This is a genomic window from Micromonospora aridisoli, assembly GCF_056150025.1.
On the sequence record NZ_JAXCFK010000004.1, the window covers coordinates 98,542 to 115,068 of the forward strand.

A 16,527-nucleotide genomic window follows, 5' to 3' on the forward strand; every position below is an offset into this window, starting at 1 on the left:
GCCGGTCGGGTGGTCGACGCCGGTTCGCCGCTGACCGCCCGTCCGACCGGCAGCTCCGCGGGCAGGTCGACGATCCGGGACCGGAGCAGCTCGCCGAGGGCCTTGGCCTGCGGGTCGAACCGGGTGGAGGCGGCCACCCCGGCTCCGAGCAGCCCCCGGATCACGAAGTTGACGGCCCGCAGGTTCGGCAGTTCGTACCGTTCGACGGTCAACGGGGCGGTCTCCGGCAGCAGCTCCGCCAGCCGCTCCACCGTGAGCCAGCCCCGCAACCAGGCCCAGGTCGCGTCGGTGCGCGCCCACACCCCGAGGTTCGCGTCGCCGCCCTTGTCACCCGACCGCGCACCCACCACCTCACCCAGCGCCGCCCTTCGGATCGGCCGGCCCGACTGCAAGGAAGGGCCCCTTGTTAACGCCTGGTGTGGTACAGGGGGCCCTTCCAAACACGTCGCCGGTGGCGGGTCGATCGGCTGCCGGGTGCCGTCCGGCAGCACGGCGACGTGGGTGACCGCGTCCTGGGGCACGGTGTCGACGGTGAAGACCCCGTACGGGGTGGCGTCGCCGGGCAGGGTGGTCAGCGTGCAGCCCGGGTAGGAGGCGAGTGCCAGCTCCACCGCCGCCGCCGAGAAGGACCGCCCGGCCCGCGCCCGGTCGGCGTCGCGCAGGTGTACGTGCAGCAGGGCGCTGGCCGTCTCGGTGTCGGCGGCGTCCGGGTGGTCGGTACGGGCCAGCGTGAACTCCAGCCCGTCCCGTCCGACCGCCTCCTCCAACTGCGCCCGGACCAGGGCCGCCTTGGCCGGGATGTCGAGCCCGCAGAGCACGAACGTCATCGAGTTGCGGAAGCCACCGAGGTTGTTCACGCCCACCTTCAGCGTCTCCGGCGGCGGGGTGCCCCGGGTGCCGCTGACGAGCACCCGGTCCGGCCCGTCCTGGCTCAGTCGGACCGAGTCCAGCCGGGTCACCACGTCGGGGCCGAGGTACGCGGGCCCACCCACCTCGTACAACAGTTGCGCGGTGACCGTTTCGACGGTGACCGCGCCGCCGGTGCCGGGATGTTTCGTGATCACCGCCGAGCCGTCCGCACGCAGCTCCGCCACGGGAAATCCCGGCCGTTGTCCGCCGTCGGGCAGTTCCGTGAAGAAGCTGAAGTTGCCCCCGGTCACCTGCGCCCCGCACTCGATCAGATGCCCGGCGACGGTGGCCCCGGCCAGTGCGTCGAGGTCGCCGCGTCCCCAGCCGAAGCGGGCGATGGCCGGACCCACGGCCAGCGACGCGTCGGTGACCCGGCCGGTCACCACCACGTCCGCCCCGGCGTCGACACAGGCGGCGATCCCGAACGCCCCGAGGTACGCGTTCGCGGTCAGCGCGTCCGGCCGGGGCAGGGCGTCGCCCTCGACGTACCCGACCCGGACGGGAAGCCCGAGCCGGTCGGCGAGGGCGCGGATCGCGGCGGCCAACCCGGCCGGGTTGAGTCCGCCCGCGTTGGTGACCAACGTGACCCGGCGGTCGAGCGCGGTGCCGAGGCAACCCTCCAACTGCCGGAGGAACGTCTTCGCGTAACCCAGGTCGGGGTCCCGCATCCGGTCCCGACCCAGAATGAGCATGGTCAACTCGGCCAGGTAGTCGCCGGTCAACACGTCCAGCTCGCCACCGTCGAGCATCTCGCGCCAGGCGGAGAACCGGTCGCCGTAGAAGCCGGAGGCGTTACCGACCCGCAGCACCGCACTCCTCGCGCTCACGCCGACCCGCCCGGACTGGTCGTCCGTGGAGGGCGGGCGGTGCCGGGCGGGCCGGCGAAGGCCTGGGCCACGTCCAGCCATCCGTCGGCCACCGGTCCGGTGGCGACCAGGGCGGTGTCGGCGCGGTGTCGGCGCCGGGTCACCAGCAGGCAGAAGTCGAGCGCCGGTCCGGTCACCCGGTCGGCCGCGTCGGCCGGACCGAAGGTCCAGGTCTGTCCGCCGGGTGCCGCCAGCTCCACCCGGACGGGCGCGGTGGGAACCGCCAGGCCGTGCGCGGCGAAGCTGTGTCCGACGGTACGGAAGCCGAGGTACGCGATGTGCCGCAGCCGTTCCGTGGCGGGCCGCGTGACGCCGAGCGCCTCGGCCACGTCCTCGCCGTGCGCCCAGGTTTCCATGATCCGGGCGGTGGCCATCGAGGCCGGTGACATCCGGGTGCCGTACCAGGGCAGCTTCTCGCCGGCGGGGGCGGCGGCGAGGGCCGCCGCGAGCGCGGCGCGTCCCGCCCGCCAGCGGGTCAGCAGCACGTCGGGCGGAGCGAGGAAGGCCTCCGCGCCGTCGTCGACCAGCCGGGCCGGGTCCGGCGCGGAGGTGACCGAGGCGTAGAACGCGTCGGCGTCGGTCGCGGCGAGCCGGGCCACGTGATCCGTCCAGGCCAGGTGGGCGATCTGGTGGGCGATCGTCCAGCCCGCGGCGGGCGTCGACCGCTCCCACTCCGGCGCCGGCAGCGGCGCGACCAGCGCGTCGAGCTGCGCGGACTCGGTGGCCAGATCCGTGAGCAGGGCGGTCAGGTCGACCATGGTGCCTCCGAGCGGGGTTGGGGTGGTCAGGGTGCGGGGTCCGCGTTGGTGAGCAGCGTCGCGAGCTGGGTCTTCCAGGCCTGGAGCAGCACCGTCCGACGCGCCGAGTCGTCGCTGAGCAGATTGGCCACGCCGAGGCCGCGCAGCAGGTCGAGGGTGGCCTGCACCGCCTCGCGTACGCCGGGTCGCCGCTCGTCGACGCCGAGCAGTTCGACGGTCAGCCGGTGCATCTCGCGACCGATCCGGGCTTCCAGAGGCAGCAGGGCGGCGCGCAGTTCGGCGTCGGTGCGGGCGGCCACCCAGAGTTCGAGCGCGGCGACGAAGAGCGGCCCGGTGAAGGCGGCGGCCAGCAGGTCCACCACCCCGTCCAACCGGCCGGAGCCGGTGGGCAGGGCGTCGGCCTCGGCCCGCAACTCGACCGCCCGCCGCTCGGTGAGGTGCCCGACGGCGGCGGTGACCAGGGCGGTCCGCGTCGGGTAGTGGTGCAGCTGCGCACCACGCGAGACGCCGGCCCGGGCCGCCACCACCGTGGTGGTGGTGCCCGACCAGCCGTGCTCGACCAGGCAGTCGACGGTCGCCTCCAGCAGCCGGGCCCGGGTGGCGCGGCTGCGCTCCTGTTGAGGGACGCGGGTCGATGCGGTGGGCACGGGCCCAGCCTGCCGCCCACAAAACAAACAGTCAAGACTGACTTTTTCCGCCGAGTGGCCAGCGCCCGTCCCGTGGGCCGAAGACGATCAGGGCGTCCACGTCACTGTTGCGGGAGCGCAGGTACTCGTCCGCCCAGGCGGCGGCCTCGCGGAAGCCGGACTCCGAGGACACCCGGGCGCAGGCTGCCTCGACGTCGAACGCCGTCCGGCGCAGTTGGACGTACGGCCCGAGCATGGCCCACCAGGCGCCGGCCCCGCCGTACGGCATTCCGACACTGCCCGGATTGACCACCAGCCGCCGGTCGACGAGTCGGGTGAACGGCATGTGCGTGTGTCCGCAGACCACGGTGCCCACCTCGGGCGGTAGGCCGGCGAAGACCTCGGCCCAGCGGTCGAGCCGGGAGTCGACCAGCACGACCTCTTCGTCATCACGGGGAGTCGCGTGGCAGAACAGCACCTCGCCGAGACCGGCCACGGGCAGTGTGACGGTCAGCGGCAGCGCGGCCAGCCGGGCGAGCTGGTCCTCCCGCAGCTGCCCGGCCGCCCAGTTCGACACCTCGATCGGCGACGGGCGGCCGGCCCGCGCCTCGACCAGTTCCCGATCGGCGTTGCCCCGGACCCAGCAGGCCCGGTCGCCGAGGGACGCGAGCAGGTCCAGGACCTCCACCGGTTGCGGGCCGGCGGCGAGGTCGCCGGTGAGCACGATCAGGTCGGCGGCGGCCACGTCCGGCTCGGCCAGGACGGCCTCCAGTGCCGGCAGTACGCCGTGGATGTCCGAGAGGACGGCGATGCGTTCGAACATCGCCCAAGCGTCGCCGGTCGCCGGGGGCCGGTCCAGCGATTCTGCGCCGGGCAGACCGACGTTCACGAACCACGTGCGGTGGCCGGGACCTCGCCGCGCCCGCGTCAGCGCTGGCGGCCACCCGCAGCCGACACCGCCCGGACCGCGGGTGGCGGGCCGGGCGGTGGAGGACGGATGAGTTCGTGGCTGTCAGACCCGGGCGCGGCGGGCCAGGCGCTCCGGGTCGAGGATGATGATGCTCTTGCCGTCCAGCCGGAGCCAGCCGCGCGAGGCGAAGTCCGCGAGGGCCTTGTTGACCGTCTCCCGGGAGGCGCCGACGAGCTGCGCGATCTCCTCCTGGGTCAGGTCGTGCGTCACCCGCAGCACACCGCCGTCGCGGGTGCCGAAGCGCCCCGCCATCTGGAGCAGGTTCTTGGCCACGCGACCGGGCACGTCGGTGAAGATCAGGTCAGCCAGCGCGTCGTTCGTCCGCCGCAGCCGGCGGGCGAGCACCCGCAGCAACTGCTCGGCGATCTCCGGCCGGTTGTTCAGCCACGGCCGCAGCGCCTGCTTGCGCAGCCGGGCCAGTCGGCTGTCGGTGACCGCGGTGGCGGTCGCTGTACGCGGACCCGGGTCGAAGAGCGACAGCTCGCCGACCATGTCCGACGGGCCCATCACGGCGATCAGGTTCTGCCGGCCGTCCGCCGCCCGGCGGCCAACCTTGATCTTGCCGGACAGCAGAATGTAGAGACTGTCGCCGGGCTCGCCCTCGTTGAAGACGACCTCGCCCTTGCGGACCTCGATCGTCTCCATCTCCTTGGCGAGCGCCTCGGCCGCCTCCGGGTCGACACCCTGGAAGATCCCGCTGCGGGCCAGTACCTCGTCCATCGCGCACCTCCGGTTGCGCGTGCCGTCTGCTCGGCCGGGTCCGCCGTCCGCTGATCCCTCGCGCGCCGACCAGTCTAGGCGCACGTGAGCAGGAATCAGAGGTCCCCCCTGGAATCTTGATCGTTGGGCGTAACCCGCCCGTCATCAGTACGCCTCAGGGATCCTCGCCTGGTCGGGCCGGCGTCGCCGGGGCGTACACCCGGCCGTAGGGTCACGGCGTGCTGCACGAGCCCCTGCTGACCGCCCGGCGTGAGGACGGACGAGACATTCCGCTGCTCATCTGGCGTTCCGGGCGACCGCTGCGGGCGGTCAGCTCCGCCCCACTGGGCGGTGGGATCGGCGTACGGCGGTGGGTACTCAACGCGACGGTGCCGATGTCGTACGACCGGGACGACCCCGCCGACCACCTGGCCGCGATGGCCCGGGAGTTCGGCCTCGACGGACCCGGCGTGGGCCTCTTGACCGGGGTCGACGTCGCCGAGGTGGTGGCCCGGACCGACACCGGCGTACAGGTCTGGGCGACCGTCGGTCTGGGCACCCCGGTGCCGGCCGCGGCCCCCGCGGTGGCGGTACCGGCGCAGCCGGTCGGCACCGTCAACATCGTGGCGTACGTTCCGGCGCGGCTCGGCGACGCGGCGCTGGTCAACGCGGTGGCCACGGCCACCGAGGCGAAGGCCCAGGCCATCGCGGAGCTGGGGCTGCCCGGCACCGGCACGCCGACGGACGCCGTCGCCGTGCTCTGCCCGACGGACGGGCCGGTCTACGCCTACGGTGGTCCCCGCTCCGCCTGGGGCGCGCCGCTGGCCCGCGCGGTGCACGCCGCCGTGCTGGCCATCGGCACCGGCACTGTCGTGCCATGGTCGGATCGGCTCCCGGGCTGAAATCAGCCACCCGATCGGCGGTCGTCGTCGCGTTGTCCGCCCGGTAGGGTCGCGCACGATGTATGCTCCCGCCCCCCTCGCGCCCCGACCACGCCGCCGCCCCGTGGCCGTGCTCGGCGCGCTGCTCGCCATCGTTCTGCTGGCCGGCTGTGCCGGCACCGACGAGGGGCCGCTCTGGCAACCCGGCACGGGTGGCGGTGGCACGGGTGCTCCGGTCGAGTCGAGCGCCCCCGCGGTCAAGAAGATCTCCCTCTCCGCCACCGGCGACATCGTCATGGCCATGGCACCCAACCGACTTCCGCCGAACAACGGCAAGGGCTTCTTCGACTCGGTGAAGAAGGCGCTCGCCGCCGACCTGGTGATGGGCAACCTGGAAGAGCCCTTGACCGTGGACACCGGGACCGGCAAGTGCGGGGCGAACTCCACCCGCTGCTTCCAGTTCCGGGCGCCCCCCGAGTACGCCGCCCACCTCGCGGATGCCGGGTTCGACCTGCTCAACCAGGCCAACAACCACGGCAACGACTTCGGCCCGAAGGGGTACGAGAACACGCAGAAGGCGCTGGAGGAGCACGGCCTGGCGCACACCGGCGCGCCGGACCAGATCACGGTCGTCGAGGTCAAGGGCGTCAAGGTGGCGGTCGCCGGCTTCTCCTCGTACCCCTGGTCCAACAGCCTGGTCGACATCCCGGCCGCGAAGAAGGTCATCGCCAGGGCCGCCGACCAGGCCGACATCGTCGTGGTGCAGGTGCACATGGGGGCCGAAGGCGCGGAGATGACCCGGGTGCGGCCGGGCACCGAGATGTTCCTCGGTGAGAACCGGGGCGACCCGATCAAGTTCTCCCGGGCGATGATCGACGCCGGTGCCGACCTCATCGTCGGGCACGGCCCGCACGTGCTGCGCGGCATGGAGTTCTACAAGGGCCGACTGATCGCGTACAGCCTGGGCAACTTCGCCGGCGGCGGCAACTCGCTCAGCAACACCGGCCGTCTCGGCTGGGGCGGCGTGCTGAAGGTGTCGCTCGAAGCGGACGGCACCTGGGCCGGGGGATCCTTCACCTCCACCTACATGGACGGCGCCCGCAAGCCGACGCTCGACCCCGACGACCGTGGTCTCGGCCTGCTGCGGGACCTCACCGCGCTCGACTTCCCCGAGACCGGCGCCCGGTTCACCGAGACCGGCAAGATCAGCCCGCCCAAGGCGGACTGACCGGCGGCACGGGCGTCCGGACCGGTCGTACCGGCGACGTAGGCTGGCCGTCGTGACCAGAAGCGCCACCGAGACCGACCTGGGCCGCACCCGCCGGGCACGGCGGATCGGCCGCCTGCTGACCGAGACGCACCCCGACGCGCACTGTGAGCTCGACCACGGCAGTCCGCTGGAGCTGGCCGTCGCCACCATCCTCTCGGCCCAGTGCACGGACAAGAAGGTCAACGAGGTCACTCCGAAGCTCTTCGCCCGCTACCCGACCGCCGCCGACTACGCCGGTGCGGATCGCGGCGAGGTGGAGGAGATGATCAGACCGACCGGCTTCTACCGCAACAAGACCACCTCCCTGATCCAGCTGGGCCAGGCCCTGGTCGACCGGTACGACGGCCAGGTTCCCCGCCGGCTGGCCGACCTGGTAACGCTGCCCGGGATCGGTCGTAAGACGGCCAACGTCATCCTCGGCAACGCCTTCGACGTGCCCGGCATCACCGTCGACACCCACTTCCAACGGCTGGTGCGGCGCTGGGGGCTGACCACCGAGACCGACCCGGTCAAGATCGAGCACGAGATCGGGGCGATGTTCCCGAAGCGCGACTGGACCATGCTGTCGCACCGGATCATCTTCCACGGCCGTCGGGTGTGCCACGCGCGCAAGCCCGCCTGCGGCGCCTGCACGCTGGCGAAGCTCTGCCCGTCCTACGGCACCGGCCCCACCGAGCCGGCCGCCGCGGCGAAGCTGCTCAAGGGCCCCCGCGCCCGTGACCTCGCGGCCGCCGCCGGAGTCGATCCCGAACTGGTCCCGACGCAGGCGGTCCAGGCGGAAGCACCATGAACCGCCGACTCGCGCTGCTGGTCCTGCCGCTGCTACTGGTCGCCACCGCCTGCACCGCCGGTTCCGAATCCCCCGCGCCGACCCCGCAGGACCCGGCCGCCGCCCGTCCGTCCCCGTTCGAGGACTGCACCGGCCTCACCGACGGTCCGCGCGGCCCGGGCGGCGACGAGGCGGCGGGCGAGCCGCTGCCCGAGCTGACCCTCACCTGCTTCACCGGCGGAGCACCCGTCGCGCTGCGGGACGTTCGCGGGCCGGCCGTGGTCAACATCTGGGCCTCCTGGTGCCCGCCCTGCCGCAAGGAACTCCCCGCCTTCCAACGGCTGCACGAGCGTACCGAGGGGCGGCTGCGGGTCGTCGGGGTGAACAGCCGGGACAGCCGGGACGGTGCCCAGGCGATCGGCGAGGACTTCGGCGTACGGTTCCCGATGCTGGTCGACCAGGGTGAGGCGGTGCAGCGGGCGCTGCGCCGCAACGCCGTCCCGCTGACCGTCTTCGTGGACGCCCAGGGTCGCATCCGGCACATCGACAGCTCCGGCGCGCTGGACGACGCCCGCCTGGCCGAACTCGTCCGGCGGCATCTCGGTCTCACGGTGTCGGCGTGAACGTGCCCGAGTCGGTGGATCGTCAGCCGCCCGGCTGGTTGGGGCCGTTGCTGGGTCGGCTCGACACCGCGCGTACCGAGGACTTCACCCAGCTGCGTACACCGGACCGCGGCGGCCGGGAGAGTGCCGTGCTGGTGCTGCTCGGCGAGGACGTCACCACCGGCCCGGACGTGCTGGTGCTCCAGCGGGCCGCGACGCTGCGTAACCACGCCGGCCAGCCGGCGTTTCCCGGTGGCGCGGCCGACCCGGAGGACGCCGACGCCGCCGCCACCGCGCTGCGTGAGGCGAACGAGGAGGTCGGGCTCGACCCGGCCAGCGTCACCGTCCTGGCCCAACTGCCGAGACTGTGGATACCGGTCAGCGATTTCGTGGTGACCCCGGTGCTCGCCTGGTGGCACGCACCGCATCCGGTGCACTCCCGGGAACCGGCCGAGGTGGCGCACGTCGCCCGCCTGCCGATCGCCGAGCTGGTCGACCCGGACAACCGGGTGAAGGTACGCCATCCGAGCGGCTGGGTCGGCCCGGCCTTCTCCGTACGCGGGATGCTGGTCTGGGGCTTCACGGCCGGTGTGCTGGCCGCGCTGCTGGAGATGGGCGGGTGGAGCCGCCCGTGGCCCCGCAACCGGGTGATCGACCTGCCGCCGACCGGTGCCTCGCCCGCCCCGTCGGCCGGCACCGACGACGTCGACGAGAGCGCCCTGCGCTGATCTGACCGTCACCTTCCGCAAGCGATCGTCTTCGCGCGAGCCCCGGGCCCGTACGCTTGAGCCGTGTCGGCCGTGGATCTCGTCCTGCTGTTGCTCATGCTCGTGTTCGCGATCAGCGGATACCGACAGGGGTTCGTCATCGGCGTGCTCTCGTTCTCCGGGTTCTTCCTGGGCGCCCTGATCGGTCTGCAGGTCGGGCCGATGTTCGCCCAGCAGTTCGTGGACAGCGGCACCCGGGTGCTGGTCTCACTGGTCGCCATCTTCGGCCTCGCCGTGGTGGGACAGGCACTGGCCGGCTGGCTCGGATCCCACCTGCGCCGCACGATCGCCAGCGATGTGGGGCGGCGGGCCGACGACATCGGCGGCGCGTTCGTCTCGCTCTTCGCGGTGCTCCTGGTCGCCTGGCTGGTCGCCGTGCCGCTCGGCTCCTCCTCACTGCCCTGGCTCGCCGCCTCGGTACGCAGCAGCGCGCTGCTCAACGTGGTCGACCGGGTGCTGCCCGACCAGGCGCAGCAACTCTCCACCGCGCTGCGCGACACCGTCGACACCAACGGCTTCCCGGACGTCTTCGACGGGCTGCGCCGCACCCAGGCCCGGCAGGTCGAGCCGCCCGACCCGGCGCTCGCCGGCTCCGAGGTGGTGAGCAACGGTCAGCGCTCGGTGGTGAAGGTGCTCGGCTCGGCACCGAGCTGCTCGCGCCGGATCGAGGGGTCCGGCTTCGTGTACGCCGACGACCGGGTGATGACCAACGCGCACGTGGTCGCCGGCACCCGCTCGGTCGCCGTGGAACTGCGCGGGGACCGGTACGAGGGTGAGGTGGTGGTCTACGACCCGGACCGGGACCTGGCCGTGCTCTACGTGCCCGGGCTGCCCGGCCCGTCGATGCGGTTCGCCGCCGGCAACGCCTCCACCGGCGCCGACGCCATCGTGCTCGGTTTCCCGCTGGACGGGCCGTACAACGCCCAGTCGGCGCGGATCCGCGACGTGGATCGGATCACCGGGCCGGACATCTACTCGTCGGGGAACGTCACCCGGGAGATCTACACGATCCGGGCCCTGGTCCGCAGCGGCAACTCCGGCGGCCCACTGGTCTCCTCGAACGGCCTGGTGCTCGGGGTGATCTTCGCGGCCGCGGCCGACGACCCGAACACCGGCTTCGCGGTCACCGCCGCCGAGGCCCGCCCGGTGGCCCTGGCCGGCGCCGAACGCACCCGGGGCGTCGACACCGGCGACTGCACCTGACGAGGCTCACCCGGAGCGGTGCGGCCAGCCGGACCGCGGTCCCGACCAGACTGAGAAGGCGGCGGTGGTGGCGGCGATGACCGCCGCCCCGAGCAGCCAGCCGGCCACCACGTCGCTGCTCCAGTGGACGCCGAGCGCGATCCGGCTGAACCCGGTCACCAGGGCGATCGACAAGGCGGCGAGCCAGACCGCGACCCGAGCGGCGGAGCGCGGCCGGGTCCGGGGCAGGAACACCACCAGGAGGACTCCGGCGGCGAGCACCGCGTTCAGCGCGTGGCCCGACGGGAAGGCCAGGCCGGGCGCCTGCGCCACCGGTTCGGGCAGGTCCGGTCGTCGCCGGCCGACGAGCAGCTTGAGCAGCGGCCCGAGCAGGCCGCCGAGCACCATGGTCGTGGCGACCCAGCCGGCGAGTCGCCGGGCACCGTCGCGGACCAGCCAGATCACCAGGACCAGCGCCGCGGCTCGAAGGGGCATCGGCGCGAAGGCGTCGGTCCAGAAGCTCATCGCCCGGACCCAGACCGGGTGCTCCAGGGCGTACCCGTTCAGCTCACTGGTGATCGCCAGGTCGAGCCGGCGCAGCGGCGGCCAGTCACCCAGCACCAGCGTGGCGAGGAGTGCGAACGGCACGAGCAGCAGCACCCCGGATACGGTGGTTCGGGCTCGCTGCGGGTCGTCCGGCCGTCCGCGACGGCCCCGCCCGGAAGGCGGGGACGAGCCGACTCGACCGAAGGTGTCCACGGCGATGGTTTACCCCGCGGGCCGGGAAGACGTAGCCGGAATCCGCGGAATTCGTGTCCTGGGAGACCGGTGCCGGCCGGTCAGCGGTGCGACTGCCGGAACCGGCGCACCATCAGCGCCGCCCCGGTGAGCAGCGCCACGAAGATGGCCGAACCGACCCAGAGCCGCTCCGAGCCGGCGTCGTCCTGCGACCCGGCGGCGCGGGCCCGCCACTGGGCCTCCTGCCGCGTCCCGGTCAGGCCGAGCTGCCCGGCGTCCGGGTCACCCGCCGTCACCGATCCCGGTGCCGAGCCGAAGCCGGTGAGCCCGGGCGGGTCGTTGTCGTCCAGCGGGTTCTCGTACACCAGCGGCACGTCAGCGGTCAGCGCCGCGATCGGATCGACCAGGCCGTACCCGAACCGCTCGTCCCGACCGGTGGGGCCGATGTCCTTGGCGGTGGCCAGCAGCCGGTTCACCACGTCCCCGGCGGACATCTGCGGGTAGCGCGACCGCACCAGGGCGGCGGTGGCGGCCACCAGCGGTGCCGCGAAACTCGTGCCCTGGACCCGCCAGTAACCAGTGGGGGGCCGCGCACCCACGAGCCCGCTGGCCGGAGCGGTGAGGACCGTGGCCCTACCGGTGATCGCGCCGCTCCACAGGTTGTCGCTGTTGCGTTCCAGACCGGAGACCGCGATGACTCCGGGCTCCCGGGCCGGATACCACACCTTCGCCTCGGGTGAGGTGGCGAGATTTCCGGTGCAGGCGACCACCACCACGTCCTTGGCGAAGGCGTAGTCGATCGCCGCGGCCAGTGCGGCGCTGTCGCCGTTGCCGCCGAGTGACAGGTTGATCACCTTGGCGCCGTTGTCGACCGCCCACCGCACACCCTTGGCGACGATCAACGCGTCGTCGTAGCGGTTCTCCGCATCGAGGACCCGCACGGGCAGGATCCGGGCGTCCGGGGCCAGCCCCACCACGCCCTGACGGTCGTCCCTGCGCCCGGCGATCAGGCCGGCCACCGTCGTGCCGTGCCCGACCGGATCCGGTTCGGCCGCTCCGTTGGGTGCGACCAGGTCGAGCCCGGGCAGCACCTGGCCGGTCAGGTCCGGGTGGGAACCGTCCACCCCGGAGTCGATGACCGCCACGACCACACCCCGCCCGGTCGAGGTACGCCACGCGATCTGCGCACCCAGCTTGTCGAGCTGCCACTGCTCGTCGCGGACCTGGTCGGCGCGTTGCGTCGCATCAGGGGTGTGGGCCACCGGGACGCCGGTTACGGGAGCGTGAACCGGCACGGCGGCGGCGGGCATGACCGCGACGGCGGCCGACAGCGCGGTGGCGGCCGCCGCGAGCAGCGCCCGGTTGGCGAACCGTCCGGCCCTTGGCCGGCCGCTGTGCCGCACCCTGGTCACATCCTCAGCCATTCGTCGCGGGACACATGACGATCGGAGATTACCGGTTCCACCCCGCCTACAGGGACGTTCCGTGGAGTCGACGTCACTGTGGCGGCAGGTGAGCCAGCTGGACCAGGCGTACGCCCTCGCGTCGGGTGAACAGCCGGCCGCGTCCGGGCGGCAGCGGTCCAGGGCGTACCGGACCGACCAGAACACCCTCCTCCGGGCTGCCCGACATCACCAGGCCCGAGGTGGACAGTTCGCGTAACCGCTGCACCAGCGGCTCGTACTGGGCCCGGGCGGCGCCACCGGAGCGTCGGGCCAGCACCAGGTGCAGCCCGACGTCGCGGGCGTGCGGCAGATGCTCCTCCAGCGCCCGCAGCGGGTTCGCCGGCCCGCTCGCCACCAGGTCGTAGTCGTCGACGAGCACGAACAGCTCCGGGCCGGACCACCACGACCGCTCACGCAACTGGGCGGCGCTGACCTGCGGGCCGGGCGTGCGGTCCTGGAGGTAACCGGCGGCCGACTCGACCAGGTCGGCGGTGTGCGCCGCCGCGGTGCCGTACCCGATCAGGTGGGCGGTGGAGATGGTGCCGAGCAGGCTGCGCCGGTAGTCCACGATGATCACCCGTGCCTGCTCGGGTGTGAACCGGGCGACGATCGAGGTGGCCAGGGCGCGCAGGAACGACGACTTGCCGCTCTCGGCGTCGCCGTAGACCAGGAAGTGCGGTTCGGTGCCGAAGTCGAGGACCACCGGACGCAGATCCGCCTCGGCGACACCGATCGGGATCCGCAGGCCGGTCGTGGCGTCCAGGTCGAGGTCGACGTACGGCAGCACGGCCGGGAGCAGCCGCACCGGGGGTGCGGCCGGACCCGACCAGGCGTCGCCGACCCGCGTCACCAGCCCGGCGGTGTCGGTACCGGCCACCTGGGGCAGCGCGGTGAGGAAGTGCAGGCTCTCCGAGGTGATGCCACGTCCCGGGGTCTGCTCCGGCACGTGCGCCGCCGCCCGCCGGGCGACCAGCGAGTCGGACGGATCACCGAGGCGCAGTTCCAGCCGCGAGCCGAAGAGGTCGCGGATGGCAGGTCGGAAATCCAGCCAGCGCACCGCGGTGGCCACCACGTGCACGCCGTAGGAGAGCCCCCGGGTCGCCAGATCGGTGATCAGCGGCTCCAGGTCGTCGTACTCGGCACGCAGGGTCGTCCACCCGTCGACGACGAGGAACACGTCACCGAACCGGTCGGTATCGGTGGAGTCCTGGTCGACGCGTCGTCGCCGCCAGGCGGCCATCGACTCCACGCCGAGTTCGGCGAAGTGCCGCTCCCGATCGGCGAGCAGGGTGGACATCTCGCCGACCGTGCGTCGTACGGCGGTGGGGTCGGCCCGGCCGGTCACCCCGCCGACGTGCGGCAGGTCGCGCACCGAGGCCAGCGCACCGCCACCGAAGTCGAGGCAGTAGACCTGCACCTCGGACGGCGTGTGGGTGAGGGCCAGTGCGCAGATCAGCGTACGTAGTGCGGTGGACTTGCCGCTCTGCGTACCGCCGACCACCGCGACGTGGCCGGCCGCGCCGTCCAGCGCCAACCACAGCAGATCGCGGCGCTGCTCGTACGGGCGGTCGACGACGGCCACCGGCACCTGCAGGGCACCGTGCAGCTCGGGATTGCCGACGGTCAACCCACGAACCGGGTCGACCGTGAGCGGACCGACCAGCTCGTCCATCGTCGGGGGCGCGTCCAGCGGCGGAAGCCACACCTGGTGCGCCGGCGCGCCCTGGCCGGCCAGCCGACCGACCAGCAGGTCCAGCAGGGTTTCGGTAGCGCCTGTCTGATCCTCGACGACCGGCGGGGCAGGCGGCTGCGGCACGGGTGTGACGTGGGTGGAGAAGACGAGCAGGCGGGGACGGTCCGGCCCGGCCGCGTCGGCCGTCCGGCCGGGCCGCCGCACCGGTCCGGAGACGTACGCGGTCTTGAACCGCAGCAGCGGCTCCGTGCCGAAGCGCAGGTAGCCGTGACCCGGCGACGGCGGCAGCTGGTGCGCGTCCGGCACGCCGAGCACCGTGCGGGACTCCAGCGAGGAGAAGGTCCGCAGACCGATCCGGTACGACAGGTGGGTGTCCAGCCCGCGCAGTCGTCCCTCCTCCAGCCGCTGGCTCGCCAGCAGCAGGTGCACCCCGAGGGACCGGCCCAGCCGACCGATCTGGACGAACAGGTCGATGAAGTCCGGCTTCGCGGACAGCAGTTCGGAGAACTCGTCGCAGATCAGCAGCAGCGACGGCAGCGGGGCCAGCGCGCTGCCGGCCGCCCGGGCCCGCTCGTAGTCGCGCAGGCTGGCGAAGTTGCCGGCCCGCCGCAACAGCTCCTGCCGGCGGACCAGCTCCCCGTTGACCGCGTCGACCATCCGGTCGACCAGCGGCAGGGCGTCGGCCAGGTTGGTGATCACGGCGGCGGTGTGCGGCAACCGGTCGAAGGAGGCGAACGTGGCACCGCCCTTGAAGTCGACCAGCACGAAGTTGAGCTGTTCGGCGGAATGGGTGGCGGCCAGCCCGAGCACCAGCGTACGGAGCAGCTCGGACTTGCCGGAGCCGGTGGCACCGATCAGCAACCCGTGCGGGCCCATGCCACCCTGCGCCGACTCCTTCAGGTCCAGCTCGATCGCGCCGCCGTCCACGCCGACACCGATCGGCACCCGCAACCGGTCCCGCGCCGACCGTGGGGCCCAACCCTGCTCGGCGGTGAAACCCTCCGGATCACCCAGACCGAGCAGCTCCGGTAGCCCCGGCTCGGCGCCGGGGGACGCGTCGGCCCCCCGGGCGGCGGCCAGCCGCAGCGGTGCCAGCCGGCGGGCCACCGCCTCCGCCTCGGCGATCTCCAGCCCGTCGGCGGTGCCCACCTCGGCCGGCCCGTCCGGGAGGTGGGAGTGCAGGCGGCCGTCCCGCAGCTCCAACAGCAGCGCGAACCGGTCGAGCAGGCGCGGCGGCGGTGTGTCCAGGTCGACCAGGGTCACCGCGTCGATGCCGCCGTCCCCGGTCAGTTCGGTGGCACCGGTGAGGTCACCGCCGTCGAGCACCACCACCAGGTGCGGCCCGTCGGTCGCCGGCCCGGTCGGGCTGAACCGGGACCGGTTGGCCAGCACCCGGTCGAGCAGTCGTTCCAGCTCCACCGCGGAGCTGGCCACCAGTCGCACCGGCCCGACGGCGTCGGTGGCGGTGGGATGCTGGGCGTGCGGCAGCCACTTGATCCACTCCCAGAGGCCGCGCCGTTCCGGCCCGGCGCAGACGGCGACCAGCAGTTCGTCCGGCGCGTGGAAGACCGCGAGCTGGGTGAGCATGGCCCTGGCCAGTGCCTGCGCGGCCGGGGATCCGGTAGGGCCGGCCGGGGTGGCGCGAACGAAGACCCGGGCGAAGCTGCGCAGCGACAGGGCCACCGGCAGGTCGGGCACCACGGAGTACGCGTCGAGGAAGCGGCGCAGCGCCCCCGCGGTCATCGGCTCCAGTTCCTCCAGCGGCCGGGTGACCGGCGGCACCAGCGGCGTGGCCAGGGTCTGCGGCCCGACGGCGACCCGGACCACCGCGAAGTCCGGATCGGTGGGGCGTCGCTCCCACACCCGGTGGCTCTCCACCGTCGACCAGAGCAGCGACGGGTCGGGGTGTCGGTAGCACAGGCCGGCGCGCTGCCTCGCCGCGGTCTGTCGAACCTGGCGGCGCAGCGTCGACAGGTGCCGCAGGTACTCCCGGCGGGCGGTCATCATCTCGGACTTCTTCGGACTGCCCGAGGTGCTGCCCCAGGTGGTCACCAGCATCGCCAGGGAGGAGAGGCCGAACATGCCACCGACCACGTACGCGTAGGCCCCGCCGCCCCGGCCGAACATCATCGCCATCGCGACCGTGCCGCCCAGCATCGGCAGCACCATCAGCAGCTGGTGCCAGCGGGCACCGGTGCTGGCCGGGATCTCCGGGGGCGCCTGCACCGGCAGGTCACCGACAGGAATCTCGGGCGCCGGGCGTCGCGCCGGCCGCCGAATGACGACAGTGGACACTCGACCTCCCGACAGCGCACGGTGACCCGAGCCTGGCTCATGGTAGGTAAAGTCCTG

13 protein-coding genes and 1 pseudogene are annotated in these 16,527 nt (G+C 73.2%); 6 read left to right on the forward strand and 8 right to left on the reverse strand.

Annotated elements, in window-relative coordinates:
- Positions 1–50: 50 nt before the first annotated feature.
- The 5 genes and pseudogenes from SM447_RS09875 to SM447_RS09895 form a co-directional block, all read right to left on the reverse strand.
- Positions 51–1,658: pseudogene (locus SM447_RS09875) on the reverse strand (acyclic terpene utilization AtuA family protein); the annotation flags it as partial.
- 74 nt (positions 1,659–1,732) lie between these two features.
- Positions 1,733–2,533, reverse strand: a complete 801-nt coding sequence (locus SM447_RS09880) for a TIGR03084 family metal-binding protein (protein WP_474572461.1) — start codon at positions 2,531–2,533, stop codon at positions 1,733–1,735.
- Between the two features lie 26 nt (positions 2,534–2,559).
- A complete protein-coding gene (locus SM447_RS09885) occupies positions 2,560–3,180 on the reverse strand; it encodes a TetR/AcrR family transcriptional regulator (protein WP_474572462.1) in 621 nt (206 codons plus the stop codon).
- 31 nt (positions 3,181–3,211) lie between these two features.
- Positions 3,212–3,982 (reverse strand): metallophosphoesterase family protein, encoded by a 771-nt coding sequence (locus SM447_RS09890; RefSeq protein WP_474572463.1) that lies wholly within the window; start codon positions 3,980–3,982, stop codon positions 3,212–3,214.
- 189 nt (positions 3,983–4,171) lie between these two features.
- Positions 4,172–4,849 (reverse strand): Crp/Fnr family transcriptional regulator, encoded by a 678-nt coding sequence (locus SM447_RS09895; protein WP_013736306.1) that lies wholly within the window; start codon positions 4,847–4,849, stop codon positions 4,172–4,174.
- 218 nt (positions 4,850–5,067) lie between these two features.
- On the opposite strand from SM447_RS09895, the gene SM447_RS09900 reads away from it, so the two are divergent.
- From SM447_RS09900 to SM447_RS09925, 6 genes are all read left to right on the forward strand, one after another.
- Positions 5,068–5,730, forward strand: coding sequence for an adenosylcobinamide amidohydrolase (locus SM447_RS09900; protein ID WP_474572464.1), 663 nt, complete (start codon positions 5,068–5,070; stop codon positions 5,728–5,730).
- Between the two features lie 58 nt (positions 5,731–5,788).
- Positions 5,789–6,937 (forward strand): CapA family protein, encoded by a 1,149-nt coding sequence (locus tag SM447_RS09905; RefSeq protein WP_474572465.1) that lies wholly within the window; start codon positions 5,789–5,791, stop codon positions 6,935–6,937.
- A 52-nt stretch (positions 6,938–6,989) separates the two neighbouring features.
- Positions 6,990–7,769: an endonuclease III gene (nth, locus tag SM447_RS09910; RefSeq protein WP_474572466.1), complete on the forward strand. Its 780-nt coding sequence runs from the start codon at positions 6,990–6,992 to the stop codon at positions 7,767–7,769.
- Positions 7,766–8,371: a TlpA family protein disulfide reductase gene (locus tag SM447_RS09915; protein WP_474572467.1), complete on the forward strand. Its 606-nt coding sequence runs from the start codon at positions 7,766–7,768 to the stop codon at positions 8,369–8,371. The genes nth and SM447_RS09915 overlap by 4 nt, the downstream gene beginning before the upstream one ends.
- A 14-nt stretch (positions 8,372–8,385) precedes the next feature.
- Entirely contained in the window at positions 8,386–9,078 is a 693-nt protein-coding gene (locus tag SM447_RS09920) for an NUDIX hydrolase (protein ID WP_474572797.1), read from the forward strand.
- Positions 9,079–9,141: 63 nt separating this feature from the next.
- On the forward strand, positions 9,142–10,320 hold the full coding sequence (locus SM447_RS09925) for a MarP family serine protease (protein WP_474572468.1): 1,179 nt from the start codon (positions 9,142–9,144) through the stop codon (positions 10,318–10,320).
- Positions 10,321–10,326: 6 nt separating this feature from the next.
- Here SM447_RS09925 and SM447_RS09930 read toward each other — a convergent pair whose 3' ends face one another.
- The 3 genes from SM447_RS09930 to eccCa all read right to left on the reverse strand — a co-directional run bounded on the left by SM447_RS09930 (position 10,327) and on the right by eccCa (position 16,470).
- Complete coding sequence (locus SM447_RS09930) at positions 10,327–11,058, reverse strand: phosphatase PAP2 family protein (RefSeq protein WP_474572469.1); 732 nt, start codon at positions 11,056–11,058, stop codon at positions 10,327–10,329.
- An 80-nt stretch (positions 11,059–11,138) separates the two neighbouring features.
- Positions 11,139–12,461, reverse strand: coding sequence for a type VII secretion-associated serine protease mycosin (gene mycP, locus SM447_RS09935; RefSeq protein WP_474572470.1), 1,323 nt, complete (start codon positions 12,459–12,461; stop codon positions 11,139–11,141).
- A gap of 73 nt (positions 12,462–12,534) precedes the next feature.
- Positions 12,535–16,470, reverse strand: a complete 3,936-nt coding sequence (gene eccCa, locus SM447_RS09940; RefSeq protein WP_474572471.1) for a type VII secretion protein EccCa — start codon at positions 16,468–16,470, stop codon at positions 12,535–12,537.
- Positions 16,471–16,527: the final 57 nt, after the last annotated feature.